15 protein-coding genes are annotated in these 15006 nt (G+C 68.5%); 10 read left to right on the plus strand and 5 right to left on the minus strand.

Annotation, left to right across the window (positions count from 1 at the left end; all coding sequences use genetic code 11):
• Positions 1 to 2: 2 nt before the first annotated feature.
• Both EJK15_RS13695 and EJK15_RS13700 read right to left on the minus strand, forming a co-directional pair.
• The gene (locus EJK15_RS13695) at positions 3 to 1034 is read right to left on the minus strand and encodes a 2,5-dihydroxypyridine 5,6-dioxygenase NicX family protein (RefSeq protein WP_138710776.1); all 1032 of its coding nucleotides are present in this window, start codon (positions 1032 to 1034) and stop codon (positions 3 to 5) included.
• Positions 1035 to 1221: 187 nt separating this feature from the next.
• On the minus strand, positions 1222 to 1662 hold the full coding sequence (locus EJK15_RS13700; protein ID WP_138710777.1) for a metallopeptidase family protein: 441 nt from the start codon (positions 1660 to 1662) through the stop codon (positions 1222 to 1224).
• Between the two features lie 189 nt (positions 1663 to 1851).
• Here EJK15_RS13700 and EJK15_RS13705 point away from each other — a divergent pair, with 189 nt between their 5' ends.
• The 5 genes from EJK15_RS13705 to EJK15_RS13725 are packed head-to-tail and all read left to right on the plus strand — an operon-like array spanning position 1852 to position 5856.
• A complete protein-coding gene (locus tag EJK15_RS13705; RefSeq protein ID WP_138710778.1) occupies positions 1852 to 2220 on the plus strand; it encodes a DUF3499 domain-containing protein in 369 nt (122 codons plus the stop codon).
• Between the two features lie 44 nt (positions 2221 to 2264).
• A complete protein-coding gene (locus EJK15_RS13710) occupies positions 2265 to 3614 on the plus strand; it encodes a phosphomannomutase/phosphoglucomutase (RefSeq protein ID WP_138710779.1) in 1350 nt (449 codons plus the stop codon).
• A complete protein-coding gene (locus tag EJK15_RS13715) occupies positions 3611 to 3778 on the plus strand; it encodes a Trm112 family protein (RefSeq protein WP_138710780.1) in 168 nt (55 codons plus the stop codon). The genes EJK15_RS13710 and EJK15_RS13715 overlap by 4 nt, the downstream gene beginning before the upstream one ends.
• Positions 3775 to 4881: an SIS domain-containing protein gene (locus tag EJK15_RS13720; protein ID WP_138710781.1), complete on the plus strand. Its 1107-nt coding sequence runs from the start codon at positions 3775 to 3777 to the stop codon at positions 4879 to 4881. Before EJK15_RS13715 ends, EJK15_RS13720 begins: the two co-directional genes overlap by 4 nt.
• Before the next feature lie 48 nt (positions 4882 to 4929).
• Positions 4930 to 5856 carry a cation diffusion facilitator family transporter gene (locus tag EJK15_RS13725; protein ID WP_138710782.1) on the plus strand — a complete coding sequence of 309 codons (927 nt, stop codon included), beginning with the start codon at positions 4930 to 4932 and terminating at the stop codon, positions 5854 to 5856.
• On the opposite strand, the gene EJK15_RS13730 is transcribed toward EJK15_RS13725, so the two are convergent.
• Entirely contained in the window at positions 5853 to 6182 is a 330-nt protein-coding gene (locus tag EJK15_RS13730) for a MerR family DNA-binding transcriptional regulator (protein WP_138710783.1), read from the minus strand. The two genes, EJK15_RS13725 and EJK15_RS13730, sit on opposite strands and share 4 nt — an antisense overlap.
• Before the next feature lie 104 nt (positions 6183 to 6286).
• Here EJK15_RS13730 and ahcY point away from each other — a divergent pair, with 104 nt between their 5' ends.
• On the plus strand, positions 6287 to 7714 hold the full coding sequence (gene ahcY / locus EJK15_RS13735) for an adenosylhomocysteinase (protein ID WP_138710784.1): 1428 nt from the start codon (positions 6287 to 6289) through the stop codon (positions 7712 to 7714).
• 191 nt (positions 7715 to 7905) lie between these two features.
• The gene (locus EJK15_RS13740) at positions 7906 to 9141 is read left to right on the plus strand and encodes an adenosylhomocysteinase (RefSeq protein WP_138710785.1); all 1236 of its coding nucleotides are present in this window, start codon (positions 7906 to 7908) and stop codon (positions 9139 to 9141) included.
• A gap of 80 nt (positions 9142 to 9221) precedes the next feature.
• On the opposite strand, the gene EJK15_RS13745 is transcribed toward EJK15_RS13740, so the two are convergent.
• On the minus strand, positions 9222 to 9869 hold the full coding sequence (locus EJK15_RS13745) for a DUF305 domain-containing protein (protein WP_138710786.1): 648 nt from the start codon (positions 9867 to 9869) through the stop codon (positions 9222 to 9224).
• Between the two features lie 166 nt (positions 9870 to 10035).
• Between EJK15_RS13745 and EJK15_RS13750 the strand changes: the two genes are divergently transcribed.
• Positions 10036 to 11430 carry an LVIVD repeat-containing protein gene (locus EJK15_RS13750; RefSeq protein WP_138710787.1) on the plus strand — a complete coding sequence of 465 codons (1395 nt, stop codon included), beginning with the start codon at positions 10036 to 10038 and terminating at the stop codon, positions 11428 to 11430.
• A gap of 85 nt (positions 11431 to 11515) precedes the next feature.
• A complete protein-coding gene (locus tag EJK15_RS13755; RefSeq protein ID WP_138710788.1) occupies positions 11516 to 12895 on the plus strand; it encodes an LVIVD repeat-containing protein in 1380 nt (459 codons plus the stop codon).
• Between the two features lie 21 nt (positions 12896 to 12916).
• Here the strand turns inward: EJK15_RS13755 and EJK15_RS13760 are convergent, their stop codons facing one another.
• Positions 12917 to 13924, minus strand: a complete 1008-nt coding sequence (locus EJK15_RS13760; protein WP_138710789.1) for an RDD family protein — start codon at positions 13922 to 13924, stop codon at positions 12917 to 12919.
• 51 nt (positions 13925 to 13975) lie between these two features.
• On the opposite strand from EJK15_RS13760, the gene EJK15_RS13765 reads away from it, so the two are divergent.
• Positions 13976 to 14968 carry a stage II sporulation protein M gene (locus EJK15_RS13765; protein ID WP_138710790.1) on the plus strand — a complete coding sequence of 331 codons (993 nt, stop codon included), beginning with the start codon at positions 13976 to 13978 and terminating at the stop codon, positions 14966 to 14968.
• Positions 14969 to 15006 lie beyond the last annotated feature (38 nt).

A 15006-nucleotide genomic window follows, 5' to 3' on the forward strand; every position in this document is an offset into this window, starting at 1 on the left:
GGTCAGCGGCGTCCGGCCGGGCGCATCTCCCGCACGACGACGTCGCCGTCCACGGCCACGGGCTCGTCGTCGAGGAAGAGGCTGCAGCCGCGCATGGGGATGTCGAAGTGGCAGGAGGTGTCGTTCGGCCCACCCAGCTCGTTGTTGGGGCCGATGGAGAACATGACGTTGCCGTAGAACGAACGCAGCTCCATGCCCATCCCGCCGGGGAACTGCATCAGGCCGTGCCAGTGGGCCCGCTCGTCCAGCCCCCACCCGACATGGGACATCCCGTAGCCGCGAGGATCGTCGAACGACTTGATGTAGGACGACAGCAGTTCGGCATCGAGGCCGCCGCGGATGTCGGTGATGAACCCCTGCTCGATGGTGAGCGTGACCGGTTGCTGTACGTAAGTGTTGAACGGGAGCAGCACGTCGCCGGGAGACAGCACGATCGTGCCGTCCACGCCGTCGTCGGCGCCTCCGGTGAAGACGAACGCGGCGGGCCAGTGATCCCAGCGTCCGGGCTGGTCGGTGTACCCGTACTCGCTCATCGTCGGATAGACCCCGAGGCGGTAGGTGACGTCGGTCCCGCCCGGGCTGGTGATGCGCATCGTGCCCGCCTTGCCCAGCAGCTCGGCGCCCACCTCGACCCGTTCCCGCAGCTCGGGGGTGGGCATGAGGCGGGCGAGCAGCGGTGCGGGCTCGACCGCGGTGAGAATCCGCGTGCCCGCGTCCTGTATGGCGAACTGTTCCTTGCTGAACAGCAGGAACTTCAGATCGACGAGCATGTCCGCCTGCTTGAGCGCCTCCACCGCGTGGGGGTTCGCGGCGAGTTCGGACTGGCCGACCGCCCATGCGCCCGACGCGGAGGTGGGAGCGGGGAGGCGCAGGTGGTAGGCGGCGGCTCCGAGGCGCTTGGCCGCGTAGAGGAACGCGTCGGCGTAGTCGAGGCGTTCCGCGCCCTCTGACAGGACTGCCACCGTCTCGCCCTCGTGCACGCCGCTGAGTGTCAGCTGGCGCAGGCAGATTTCGTTCAACAGGTTCTGGTCCATCGACCCTCCCATGATCACATACCGTTAGTCCGGACACGGACGATCGCGGGCCGCGAGGGCCGCGGATGGGTGATCCGAATCCGGTGACCGAATTAATCCGAACACGGACTAGTCGGCTGACGCAAGGGGCGAAACGTACTTGTCACATGGGACCTGAGCAGGCGCGCGCAGTACTTCGGAGTCGCTGTCAGCGGCGGTCGTCGTATCCCGGGTCGACGGTTTCGGGGGAGAGGCCGAGGAGGGTGGCGACCTGTTCCACCACCGTGTCGTGGACCATGGCGCCCAGGGTCTCGCGGTCTCTCGCCCTGGCCTCAAGCGGGCGCCGGTAGACCACCACCGACGCCGGGCTCTGGCCGCTCGCCGCGTCCGCGCGGCCGAACGGGATCGGGTCGGGGCTCAGGCTCGGTCCGTCGCCCAGCTCGCTCAGCGGCGGCACCTCCTCCACCGCGAACTCCACGGCCGACAGTTGCCGTTCCCAGCGGGGGCGGAGGCGGTCGACGGCGTCGAGGACGAGGTCGTCGAAGCGTTCGCTGCGGGCCTTGGCCATGGGGACGTGGGAGGGGGCGAGCGGGCCGCGGAGGCCACGACCGTGGCGATCGCGCCGTCTGGGACCGCGCTTCGGAGTCACAGAGGCAAGTCTAAGGGGACGCCGCGCCGGTTCCGAGAGTGGCGGGGCCGATCCGGCCAGGTAGCAGGGGTTGGCGTCTTCGGGGCATGTGGGTGGAAAGGCTGCGACAGGTGTCCGAATTGTGGCGACACGCTCGTTAAGAGCGCTCAGATAGTGGCGCCTCGCACTCTTACCAGATACGGTCCCTCCGTGAGCCCCGTCCGCCGCTGTTCCCGCACCGCCTGCAGCCAGCCTGCAGTCTTCACGCTCACGTACGTATACGCCGATTCGACCGCTGTTCTCGGCCCCCTGGCGACGTACGCGGAGCCACACTGTTACGACCTGTGCGCCGAACACGCCGAGCGACTGACCGCCCCCCGCGGCTGGGAGGTGGTACGGCTGCCGACGGACGCCGCCTCTCCCAGCTCCGACGATCTAGAGGCGCTGGCCAACGCGGTCAGGGAGGCCGCCAGGCCGACGCCGTCCGGCAGCGGCGAGCCGGTCGGCCAAGGGGTCGAGGTCGGCCGCCGAGGGCATCTGCGCGTTCTGAGGTCGGCCCAGCAGCATCGCGACCGGTAGGCTCGTTTTACCACGAGGAAACGACCTAAGGGCGGAGCTGGAGAGTGGGCGACCTCGCCAAGATCTTCAAAGCGTACGACGTTCGCGGGGTGGTGCCCGATGAGCTCGACGAGCCGACCGCCGAGGCCGTGGGTGCGGCATTCGTCGAGGTGACCGGGGCGGAATCGGTCGTGGTCGCGTACGACATGCGCGAGTCGTCCGGGCCGCTGGCCGACGCTTTCATCCGAGGGGCCCGCTCGCGCCGTGCCGATGTCGTACATGCCGGGCTGGGCTCCACCGATCTGCTCTACTACGCCAGCGGCAGCCTCGGGCTGCCGGGTGTGATGTTCACCGCCAGCCACAACCCGGCCCGCTACAACGGCATGAAGATGTGCCGGTCCGGGGCGGTGCCGATCGGCGGCGACACCGGGCTGGCCGAGATCCGCGACCGGGCCGCCGAGCTGGTCGGCGTGACCGCCACGCCCACCGGGTCGCTGATCGAGAAGGACCTGCTCTCGGGATACGCCCACCATTTGCGCACGCTCGTCGACCTGGCGGCGATCAGGCCGCTCAAGGTCGTCGTGGACGCGGGCAACGGCATGGGGGGCCACACCGTGCCCGCCGTGTTCGACGGGCTGCCGCTCGAGCTGGTGCCGCTCTACTTCGAGCTCGACGGGAACTTCCCCAACCACGAGGCCAACCCGCTGGAGCCGCAGAACCTGGTCGACCTGCAGCGGGCCGTCGTGGAGAGCGGGGCGGACCTCGGGCTGGCCTTCGACGGCGACGCCGATCGGTGCTGGGTGATCGACGAGCGGGGCGAGTCCGTGTCGCCGTCCGTCATCACCGCACTGGTCGCCGTGCGCGAGCTGGCCAAATATCCCGGGGCGACGGTCATTCACAATCTGATCACGTCACTCGGGGTTCCCGAGATCGTGCGGGAGAACGGCGGTGTCCCCGTGCGGACGCGCGTCGGGCACTCGTTCATCAAGGCCGAGATGGCGCGCACCGGGGCGGTCTTCGGCGGCGAGCACTCGGCCCACTACTACTTCCGCGACTTCTGGTTCGCGGACTCAGGGATGCTGGCCGCCATGCACGTCCTGGCGGCGCTCGGCGGGCAGGAGCGGCCGCTGTCGGAGGTGGTGGCGGCCTACTCGCGCTACCACGCCTCCGGCGAGATCAACAGCGCCGTCTCCGACCAGGGCGCGGCGCTGCGGCGGGTACGCGAGGCGTTCGCGGGGCGGGGCGAGTTCGACGAGCTCGACGGGCTGACCGTGACCGGGCCCGACTGGTGGTTCAACCTCCGGGCGTCCAACACCGAGCCGCTGCTCAGGCTGAACGCCGAGGCGGCCGACGAGAGCAAGATGACGGCGATCAAGGAAGAGGTCCTCGCCATCGTGGGAAGGGTGTCAGTGTGAAGATCGACGACTGGCTGCTGGAGATTCTGGCCTGTCCGGCATGCAAGGCGCCCCTGCGTGCCGAGAACGAGGCAGAGGAGCTGGCCTGCACGGGCTGCGGCCTGATCTATCCGGTCCGGGATGACATCCCCGTCCTGCTCGTCGACGAGGCCAGGAAGCCGTGACCTGGGAGCCGGGGCGGCTCGACGACCAGGCTCACCTCAGCGACGGCGACCCTGGCGGGATGCTGCCGGCGGTCGCCGCCTCCGCGGCTCACGTACGCACCGGCTACCGCGCCGCCGTCGAGGCCCGGGTCGACCGCCTCTCCGGCCAGGGGCGCCCGCGCGCCATCCTGGTCGCGGGCATGGGAGGCTCGGGCATCGCGGGCGACATCCTCGCGGCGGTCGCCGGCAACGGCGCGCCGCTGCCGATCCTGACCCTGCGCTCCTACCAACTCCCCGGCTGGGTCGGCGCGACGGACCTGGTCATCGCCGTGTCCGGCTCGGGCGGCAGCGAGGAGACGGTGGAGATCGCCACCCAGGCCGTGCGGCGCGGCTGCACGCTGCTCGGCGTCGGGCCCGCCGGCTCCCCGCTGGAGGCCATCGCCACCCAGGCGTCGGCCGTCTACGTGGCGGTGCCCGTCAGCGGGCAGTCCAGGGCGAACATCTGGCTGCTGACCGTCCCCTTGATCGTGGTCGGCGCCGCGCTGCGGCTGCTGCAGGCCGACGCGGACCTGTTCGAGCGGGTGGCCAAGGCATTGGAGGACATCGCGCACCGGTGCCGGCCGTCCAGCGAGTCGTTCATCAACCCCGGCAAGTCGCTCGCCATGGACGTGGCCGAGAGCGTGCCGATGATCTGGGGGTCGTCGGCGGTGGCGTCCGTGGCCGCGTACCGGCTGGCCTGCCAGCTCAACGCGAACGCGAAATATCCCGCCGTCTACGGCGAGCTGCCCGAGGCCGGGCACAATCAGGTGGCCGCCTTCGACGGGCCGCTGGCCGAGCGCGACATCTTCGCCGAAACGGCCGGGCGCACGCTCCGGCTCGTCGTCCTGCGCGACCTCGAGGAGCACCCGCAGGTGACGCGGCGGCGCGAGGCGTCGCTGCGGCTGGCGCGTGAGCGCGACGTCCCGGTCACCGAGCTGGCGGCCGAGGGCGTGCACCCGCTGGAGCGGATGGCCACGCTGATCGCGCTGGGCGACTACGCCAGCACGTACCTGGCGCTGGGATACGCCATTGATCCGACCCCTGTGTCGGCGGTCACTGAGCTGAAGGCCAGGATTTCGCAATAGGATCCTTTCCAGGCCTTTGTATGTGATCATTATGAGTGGAGTAGATCGGTGAGCGCGAGCGGCGGAACCAAAGCAATCGTTGCGGCATTGACCGCGAACTTGGCCATCGCCGTGGCCAAGTTCGTGGCCGCGTTCTTCACCGGGTCCTCGTCGATGCTGGCGGAGGGCATTCACTCGGTCGCCGACTCGGGTAACCAGGTGCTGCTGCTGATCGGCGGCAAGCGGGCGACCCGGGCCAGCACCAAGGAGCACCCCTTCGGCTACGGGCGCGAGCGTTACTTCTACGCCTTCGTGGTGGCTGTCGTGCTGTTCACGATCGGTGCGGCCTTCTCGATCTACGAGGGCGTGCACAAGCTCTCCGTGGGGGGAGAGGTGGAGGCGCCGATCTGGGCGTTCGCGGTGCTGATCTTCGCGATCATCGCGGAGGCGTTCTCGTTCCGCACGGCGATCAAGGAGTCGAACGCCGTCCGCGGCAAGCAGTCGTGGGTCGCGTTCGTCCGCCGGTCCAAGTCGCCCGAGCTGCCCGTCATCCTGCTGGAGGACCTGGGCGCGCTGCTCGGCCTGATCTTCGCGCTGTTCGGCGTGACGATGGCGGTCGTCACGGGCAACGTCGTCTGGGACGCCATCGGCACCCTCATGATCGGCGTGCTGCTCGCGATCATCGCGGTCGTGCTGGCCATGGAGACCAAGTCGCTGCTGGTCGGTGAGGGCGCCACGCCCGAGATGGAGGAGCAGATCCGCCGCGCGCTGGAGAGCTCGCCCGAGGTGGACAGGATCATCCACATGCGCACGCTGCACCTGGGGCCGGAGGAGCTGCTGGTGGGAGCCAAAATCGCCGTGGCGCACGACGGGACGGCCTCGGAGGTGGCGGCCGGGATCGACGAGGCCGAGCGGCGCGTCCGCGAGGCCGTGCCGATCGCCCGCGTCATCTACCTGGAGCCGGACCTGGACAGGTCGAGGGCGACCACGTCTTAACGGCGCAGCAGCCGCAGGGCCTTCTCCTTCTCGAAGTCGAGGGCCCTGCGCGGCACCTGGATGCGGCCGATCCGCACCCCGAGGTCGCGTACGGCCGCCGCCACCGCCGGCTCGCTCAGCGCCCGCAGCGCGAACGCCAGCTCCGCCGGCGACACGTCGAACCGCTTCTCCAGCTCCACCCCCTGAGCCACGGCGGCCAGCTCGTCCGTCCCGAACCGCCGGTGCGCCCCCTGCTCCCGCACCGGCGGCAACAGCCCGAGCGCCTCCCGATATCGGAGCATTCGAGGGGACATGCCGAGCCGCTTGGCTGCTTCCGTGATGCGCATCCTTACATTCTTACGTCAGATTCGGCGTTGTGTTGATGCGACCCCGGCCGGGCGGCGCCTAGACTCGTCCGCGACAACCATCCGTCAGCGCGAGGGGTAACCCGATGGACTTCAAGGTCGCAGACCTTTCACTTGCCGAGTTCGGCCGCAAGGAGATCCGGCTCGCCGAGCATGAGATGCCCGGCCTCATGTCGGTCCGCAAGGAATACGCGGCCTCCCAGCCCCTTCGCGGCGCGAAGATCATGGGCTCTCTGCACATGACGATCCAGACCGCCGTCCTCATCGAGACGCTGGTGGCGCTGGGCGCCGAGGTCCGCTGGGTCAGCTGCAACATCTTCTCCACGCAGGACCACGCCGCCGCCGCGGTGGTCGTCGGCCCCAACGGCACCGCCGACGACCCGCAGGGCGTGCCGGTGTTCGCCTGGAAGGGCGAGACGCTGGAGGAATACTGGTGGTGCACCGAGCAGGCCCTCACCTGGCCGAACGGTGACGCCCCCAACATGATCCTCGACGACGGCGGCGACGCCACGCTCCTCGTGCACAAGGGCGCCGAATACGAGAAGGCCGGCGCCGTCCCGACCGCCGGCGCCGACGACCCGGAGGAGTGGCACGTCGTCATCGACCTGCTCACCCGTACGGTCAGCGCGGACAAGAGGTGGACCAGGATCGCCGAGAGCATCAAGGGCGTCACCGAGGAGACCACGACCGGCGTGCACCGCCTCTACGAGATGCACAAGAACGGCCAGCTCCTCTTCCCGGCGATCAACGTCAACGACTCGGTCACCAAGTCGAAGTTCGACAACAAGTACGGCTGCCGGCACTCGGTGATCGACGGCCTCAACCGGGCCACCGACGTTCTCATCGGCGGCAAGGTGGCCGTGGTCTGCGGCTACGGCGACGTCGGCAAGGGCTGCGCCGACGCGCTGCGCGGCCAGGGCGCCCGCGTCATCGTCACCGAGATCGACCCCATCTGCGCGCTCCAGGCGGCCATGGACGGCTTCCAGGTGACGACCCTGGACGAGGTCGTCGGCATCGCCGACATCTTCGTCACCGCCACGGGAAACTTCAACATCATCACCGCCGCCCACATGGCGAAGATGAAGCACCAGGCGATCGTCTCCAACATCGGCCACTTCGACAACGAGATCGACATTACCGGGCTGACCCGCACCGAGGGCATTGTCAGGAACAACATCAAGCCCCAGGTCGACGAATGGGTCTTCCCCGACGGGCACTCGATCATCGTGCTCGCCGAGGGCCGGCTGATGAACCTCGGCTGCGCGACCGGTCACCCGAGCTTCGTCATGTCCAACTCGTTCACCAACCAGGTGATCGCGCAGATCGAGCTGTTCACGAAGACCTCCGAATACCCGATCGGGGTCTACACGCTGCCCAAGCACCTGGACGAGAAGGTCGCCCGCCTGCACCTGGACGCCCTGGGCGTCAAGCTCACCGAGCTCACCAAAGAGCAGGCCTCGTACATCGGCGTCCACGTCGAGGGCCCCTACAAGTCCGACCACTACCGCTACTGACAAATGTGCAGGTAGGCGCTTCGGAGTCGCTCCTTCGGAGCGCCAACCACACCAATCTTCTTTTACGGCAGGCCAAGTTACCCGCACTCGCCGACGCTGCTCTCCGTCTGTCATGGCCGGTCGTGAAGGCTCACGGGGCACTCGCCGTTACGAGCGCATTCTTGGCCGTGTTCTTCGCTCAAAGGCGGGCCATGGACCTCAGTGAAAGCGGTGAGCGGCAGATTTCGTGGGCCGCTCGCTCGATGCCGGTGTTGACCGCGATCGGTGAGCGGTTCGCGCTCGAACGGCCGCTTGACGGGTTGAAGATCGCGGCCTGCCTGCACGTCACCGCCGAGACGGCCGTGCTCATGGGGGCTTTGAAGGCGGGTGGTGCCGAGATCGCGCTGGCCGCGTCCAATCCCCTGTCCACGCAGGACGATGTCGCCGATGCACTGCGGGGATATGGGATCGCGGTGCATGCGCGGGCCGGGGTGGATCGGGCTACGTACTACCGGCATATTCACCAGGCGCTCGATCTTGGGCCTGATCTTGTGCTTGATGACGGGTGTGATCTCGTCAACATCCTGCACACCGAGCGGACCGATCTGCTGGAGCGGGTGAGCGGCGGGTGTGAGGAGACCACCACCGGCATCATTCGGCTGCGGCAGATGGCCGCGGAGGATGCGTTGCGGTTTCCTGTCGTGGCGGTGAATGACACGCGGACCAAGCGGATGTTCGACAACCGGTATGGCACGGGGCAGTCGACGCTTGACGGGATCATGCGGGCTACCAACGCCATGCTGGCCGGGCGCATCGTGGTCGTCGCCGGGTTCGGGTACTGCGGCCGTGGCGTGGCCGAGCGGGCCAAGGGTTTCGGTGCGCGGGTGATCGTGACGGAGATCGATGCCGTCAAGGCGCTCGACGCGACCCTCCAGGGATACGAGGTGCGGCCGATGGCCCAGGCGGCGATGCTCGGCGACCTGTTCGTCACCGTCACCGGCAACCGCGACGTGATCGGGGCCGAGCACCTGTCGGTCATGAAGGACGGCGCGATCCTGGCCAACGCGGGGCACTTCGACGTGGAGATCGACGTGCGGGCGCTGGACGAGCTGGCCCACGAGGTGCACCGCGGCGTGCGGCCCAACACCGACGAGTACGTCATGCCCGACGGCCGCCGGCTGCTGCTGCTCGCCGAGGGGCGGCTGGTCAACCTCACCGCGGCCGAGGGGCATCCCGCCGCGGTCATGGACATGTCGTTCTCCGCGCAGGCCCTCGCCGTGGCGTGGCTGGCCGGCGAGCGGGCGAACCTGGCGCCCGGCGTCTACGACGTGCCGGGGGAGATCGACCACGAGGTGGCCAGGCTCAAGCTGGCCGCCGCAGGCATCGGCATCGACACGCTCACCGCCGACCAGGAGGAATACCTGCATTCGTGGCGAGTGGGCTCCTAGGGCATTGGCCGGCACAAGGGCCTCCTTATAGAGGGTCCCAAGGCCTTCCTGGAGCGCGTCGACCGCGTCCTGAGCGGCTCCTAGAGGGCTGACTGCATTTCCTGCATGCGGCGGATCTCGGCCGCCTGGGTGACGCTCACGTCGCCGGCCAGTTCCTCGATCCTGATGTGGGAGCCGCCGGCCAGCACCTGCTCGGACATCTTGATCGCGCCCAGGTGGTGGTTGATCATGAGCTCCAGGAACAGCCGGTCGAAGTCCTGGCTCTTGGCCGCCTTCAGCGCCTCCAACTGCTCGGGCGTCGCCATCCCGGGCATGCCGGCGTGCGCGGCGTGGTGGTCGGGCACCTTCTGGTCCAGGTCGCGCAGCCAGCCTGTCATGAACTGGATCTCCGGCCCCTGCGCCGCCTTGATCCGGTCTGCCAGGCTCTTCAGCTTGGCCGAGCCCGCCCGGTTCGGCGCCAGCAGCGCCATGTCGAGGGCCTGCCGGTGATGGACGATCATGTCCTGGACGTACTTGACGTCGGCGGCGTTCGCCGTGGGCGAGGGCACGGCGGTGGCGGCCTCGCCGGGAGAGAGCGTCTCGGCCTGCTCCCCGGGGCGCCCGGGAGCGATCACAGGTGCGGTGGAGTCGGCGCGCGGAGCCTGCGGCGGTGTGCTGGAGGTGCAGCCGGAGAGAGCGATGACAGCGCCGATGGTTGGGCCTGCGATGACGATGAGCGCGCCGCGCACTCAGCCTCCCTGGCTGACTCGGTGGAGAATGCGCACTTTAAGCGAAAAATCCGCCCAAGGAAAGAGGGCGAATCGCAATTAAATTTGACACATTGTCCGCTGGTCTGTGGAGGCCGGAGAAGCGAGGATTACCTAGGTTTATGCCCCCTTTATAGGAGGTTGCCCCGTGTTCACCCCCCGCAGAGCCCTCATTCTGGTGGCGGCGGTCGTGGCGCTGGCGGGCACCACCCTGCCCGTCCAAGCCGCGGACATCCCGGCTCCCGGCGAGATCGTCATGAGCCCCAACATCAAACATGTCACCAACGTGCCCAAGCCAGAAGTCCTCGCCGACATCCACACGGACATGGCGTTCCAGGGCGACTACGGCTACGTCGGCAACTACTACGGCTTCTCCATCTACGACATCAAGAACCCGAAGAAGACCTCGCTGGTCAGCTCCGTGGTCTGCCCGGGCGGCCAGATGGACGTGTCCGTCTACGGCAATCTGCTGTTCGGATCCGTCGACTCCTCCCGCAACAACGACTCGTGCAGCAGCACCTCGCAGAGCGCCACGATCAAGGAGTCGTGGGAGGGCATAAGGATCTTCGACGTCTCCGACAAGGCCAATCCGAAGTACATCAAGTCGGTCGAGACGAACTGCGGCTCGCACACGCACACGCTGGTGCCCGACCGCAAGCGCGAGAACGTCTACATCTACATCTCCTCCTACAACCCGAGCGGCACGTTCCCGGACTGCCAGCCGCCGCACGACCTCATCACGATCATCAAGGTGCCGCTGCGGAACCCGACGGCCGCGACCGTGATCGCCACGCCCAACCTGTTCCCCGACGGCGGATACGGCGGCGTGTCGGCGCCCTACCCGAACGGCAAGTCCGCCACGACGGGCTGCCACGACATCACGGCCTACCCGGAGAAGGGCATCGCCGCGGGCGCCTGCATGGGTGACGGCATCCTGCTCGACATCCGCGACCCCGAACAGCCCAAGGTCACCGCGACCGTGCGCGACGAGGCGAACTTCGCCTTCTGGCACTCGGCCACCTTCAACAACAAGGGCACGAAGGTGATCTTCACCGACGAGCTCGGCGGCGGCACCAGGGCCACCTGCAACGAGGCCATCGGGCCGAACAAGGGCGCCAACGCGTACTACGACATCGTCAACGGGCAGCTCGTGTTCAAGAGCTACTTCAAGATCGCGCGTCACCAGGCCGACACGGAGAACTGCGTGGCCCACAACGGCTCGCTGATCCCGGTCAAGGGCCGCGACATCATGGTGCAGGCGTGGTACCAGGGCGGGATCTCCGTGGTCGACTTCACCGACTCGGCGCACCCGCAGGAGATCGCCTACTTCGAGCGCGGCCCGGACAACACCGCGCCGGCACTCAGCGGCGGCTTCTGGTCGGCGTACTACTACAACGGCTACATCTACGGCTCCGACTTCAACCTGGGGCTGGACGTACTGAAGATCAACGACTGGCGTACGAACCAGGCGGGCAGCGTCAGGATGCGCTCGCTGAACGCGCAGACGCAGGCTTCGTACCCCGAACACGGCTACGGCCACTGATCTGTCATCGACCCCGGCGAGGACCCCGGTCGTGGGTCCTCGCCGCCAGCATCATCGGGACATACGTGATCAAGGAGGCTCCCGAATGTCCAATCCGCGCCGTGCCCTCATGGCGGTCGCAGCGGCCTTCGCGTTAGCGCTGACCGGAATACCTGCGCTGGCCGCCGACATCCCACCCCCCGACACCGTGGTCACCAGCCCGAACGTGACCCACGTGCTCAACATCCCCAAGCCCGCCCCGATCGCCGCCACGATCAACACCGACATCGCGTTCCAGGACGGCCACGCCTACGTCGGCAACTACGGGGGCTTCTCGATCTACGACATCAGGAACCCCAAGAAGGCCACGGTCGTCAGCTCAGTGGTCTGCCCGGGCGCCCAGATGGACCTCAGCGTGTACGGCAACCTGCTGTTCACCGCCGTCGACTCCTCGCGCAACAACGACTCGTGCGCCAGCACGGGGCAGTCCGCCGCGATCAAGGAGTCGTGGGAGGGCGTACGGATCTTCGACGTCTCCGACAAGGCCAACCCGAAGTACATCAAGTCCGTCGAGACCAACTGCGGCTCCCACACCCTGACCCTGGTGCCGGGCAAGGGGCGTGACCGGTACAAGAACGTCTACATCTACGTGTCGTCGTACCTGCCGGCCGCGAACTTCCCCGACTGTCTGCCGCCGCACGACAAGATCTCGATCATCAAGGTGCCGCTCAATAACCCGGCCGCGGCCGCGGTCGCGGCCACCCCGGTCGTCTTCCCCGACGGCGGCAACGAGACCCAGCCGGGCCTGCTCGTGCCGACCAGCGGCTGCCACGACATCACCGCCTACGCCGAGAAGGACATCGCGGCGGGCGCGTGCATGGGTGACGGCGTGCTGTTCGACATCTCCGACCGGCTGGACCCGAAGGTCACCGCCAGGACCACCGACCCGAACTTCGCCTTCTGGCACTCGGCCACCTTCAGCAACAATGCCAAGAAGGTCGTCTTCACCGACGAGCTCGGCGGCGGCGGCGGGGCGACCTGCAACGAGGCGACGGGCCCGAACAAGGGCGCGGACGCGATCTACGACATCTCGAACGGGCAGCTCACGTTCAAGAGCTACTTCAAGATCCCGCGCCACCAGGCCGACACGGAGAACTGCGTCGCGCACAACGGCTCGCTGATCCCCGTCAAGGGCCGCGACATCATGGTGCAGGCCTGGTACATGGGCGGGCTGTCGGTCTGGGACTTCACCGACTCCGCCAACCCGAGGGAGATCGGCTACTTCGAGCGCGGTCCCCGCTCGGCGGGCGGCGGAGGCGGCATCTGGTCCGCCTACTACTACAACGGTTACATCTACGGGGCCGACTTCCACGAGGGCCTCGACATCGTCAAGATCAGTGATCCGCTCACGGACAGCGCCAAGTTCGTCCGTACCGATCGGTTGAACGTGCAGACCCAGGAGTCGTACCTGTCCTGGTGGCACTGAGCTGACCGCGTCGCCGCTCCCTCACTGGGGCGGCGCGAACCCGCCCGGAGTCGCCTGCGGCGGCTCCGGCGCGGGCGGCCGGGCCGGCGGCTGCTGAGGCGTCCCGGCCGGCGGCTGCGCATACGGCCCCGGCTGGGTGTACGGCCCCGGCTGGGCGTACGGCCCGGGCTGCGGGTACGGCCCCGACTGAGGCGGTGCGGCCTGTGGGTACGGCGCGGGCTGTCCCGGCTGCGGAGCGCCCGCCTGCGGGTACGGCCCCTGGTACGGCATGCCGTTCGCGCCGGCGCGCTTCGCCAGCCGCGCCTCCTCCCGCCTGCGGCGCTCGGCCAGGACGGCGCTCAGGTACGCGTGCGGCGGCACGCCGGGCGGCGCGGCGGGCGAGACGAACGCCGCCGTCTGGGTCGCGATCCGGACGCCCATCTCGTGCTGGACCTGCGGCGACAGGTCGTGCCACCGAGACAGGTACTGCCGGGCGGCCTGCACCACCTCGTCGGGCAACTGGGAGAGCTCCAGCCTGGCCGCCCAGCTCGCCAGCGGCGGCGGCATCATGATGACCTGCCCGCTGTCGCGCGGCGCCCGGTCGGAGATCACGATGGTGCCCGCGAAGACGTCGCCGAGCCGCTTGCCCCGCTGTGAGACCAGCGAGGCGATCAACGCGGGAGCGCCGGAGAGCATCCAGAACTCCACCACCCCGGCCAGCCCGCGGAACAGCGCCTGCCTGAACCGCTCAGGGCTGCCGTCATCGCTGACCACGCGGAGCCCGAGCGCCAGCTTGCCGAGGCTGCGTCCCCTGCTGAGAGACTCGAACAGCACGGGATAGCCGACCATCACCAGGACGAGCAGCACGATCATGACGGCGGCGAACATGGCCGAGTCCGAGATGACGGCGAACGCGCCTAAGATCGCGTACGCCCCGATCAGCACGGTCAGCTGCACGGCCATGTCGATGATGATCGCCAGGGCGCGGGAGGGCATCTGCGCCACCCGCACCTCGACGACGACGGCGTCGCCGGTCACAACCTCTGACATATGTGGAGCCTAACGGCTATGCGGGGGTGATCGAGCGGCCAGAATGTTCGGGTGGACATCGACGCGTTCATCGCAGCACATCGCCCGGCATGGGACAGGCTCGACCACCTGGTCAAAAATCGCTCGTCGCTGACCGGCGCCGAGGTGGACGAGCTGGTCGACCTCTACCAGCGGGTGGCGACGCACCTGTCCATCGTGCGCTCCTCGTCCAGCGACGCGGTGCTGACCGGCCGGCTGTCCGCGCTGGTCGCCAGGGCCAGATCGGCGGTGACCGGCGCGCACACGCCCGCGTGGCGGGAGCTGGTGAGGTTCTTCACCGTGTCGTTCCCCGTGGTGGCGTACCGGGCGCGGTGGTGGTGGCTGGCCAGCGCGGTGGCGTTCCTGGTGGTGTCCTGGGCGATGGGGGCGTGGGTGGCGGGCAATCCCGAGGTCCAGGCGTCCATCTACACGGAGGACGAGATCACCCAGCTCGTCGAGCACGACTTCGCCGACTACTACTCGGAGAATCCGGCCGCGTCCTTCGCCAGCCGCGTGTGGATCAACAACGCGTGGGTCGCCGCCCAGATGATCATCTACTCGGTGCTGCTGGGGCTGCCGATCCCGTACGTGCTCTATGCCAACGCCGAGAACGTCGGCATCGCGGGCGGCCTGATGGCCTCCAGGGACAAGCTGGACATCTTCTTCGGCCTGATCATGCCGCACGGGCTGCTGGAGCTGACCGCCGTGTTCCTGGCGGGGGCCGCGGGCATGCGCCTGGGCTGGGCGGTCATCGACCCCGGGCGGCGCAGGCGGGTCGAGGCCCTGGCCGAGCAGGGGCGGGCTGTGATGAGCGTGGCGCTGGGGCTGGTCGTGGTGCTGTTCGTGTCGGGGCTGATCGAGGCGTTCGTGACGCCGTCGGGGCTGCCTACGTGGGCGCGGGTGGGCATCGGGGTGCTCGCTGAGGTGGTCTTCCTGACGTACGTGATCGTCTTCGGCCGGCGGGCCCTGCGCGAGCACGAGACCGGCGACATCGAACGCGCCCCGGACGTCGCCCCGACGGCCTGAACGGCCACCACCGACACCCCGACCCTGCGGAGGACCCC

This window comes from Nonomuraea basaltis, assembly GCF_005893125.1.
Lineage (GTDB): Bacteria > Actinomycetota > Actinomycetes > Streptosporangiales > Streptosporangiaceae > Nonomuraea > Nonomuraea basaltis.

Coding starts and splice junctions, on each gene's coding strand:
- EJK15_RS13695 (WP_138710776.1), bottom strand. CDS start 1,034: ATGGACCAGAACCTGTTGAACGAAATCTGCCTGCGCCAGCTGACACTC.
- EJK15_RS13730 (WP_138710783.1), bottom strand. CDS start 6,182: ATGCGCATCACGGAAGCAGCCAAGCGGCTCGGCATGTCCCCTCGAATG.
- ahcY (WP_138710784.1), top strand. CDS start 6,287: ATGGACTTCAAGGTCGCAGACCTTTCACTTGCCGAGTTCGGCCGCAAG.
- EJK15_RS13740 (WP_138710785.1), top strand. CDS start 7,906: ATGGACCTCAGTGAAAGCGGTGAGCGGCAGATTTCGTGGGCCGCTCGC.
- EJK15_RS13755 (WP_138710788.1), top strand. CDS start 11,516: ATGTCCAATCCGCGCCGTGCCCTCATGGCGGTCGCAGCGGCCTTCGCG.
- EJK15_RS13760 (WP_138710789.1), bottom strand. CDS start 13,924: ATGTCAGAGGTTGTGACCGGCGACGCCGTCGTCGTCGAGGTGCGGGTG.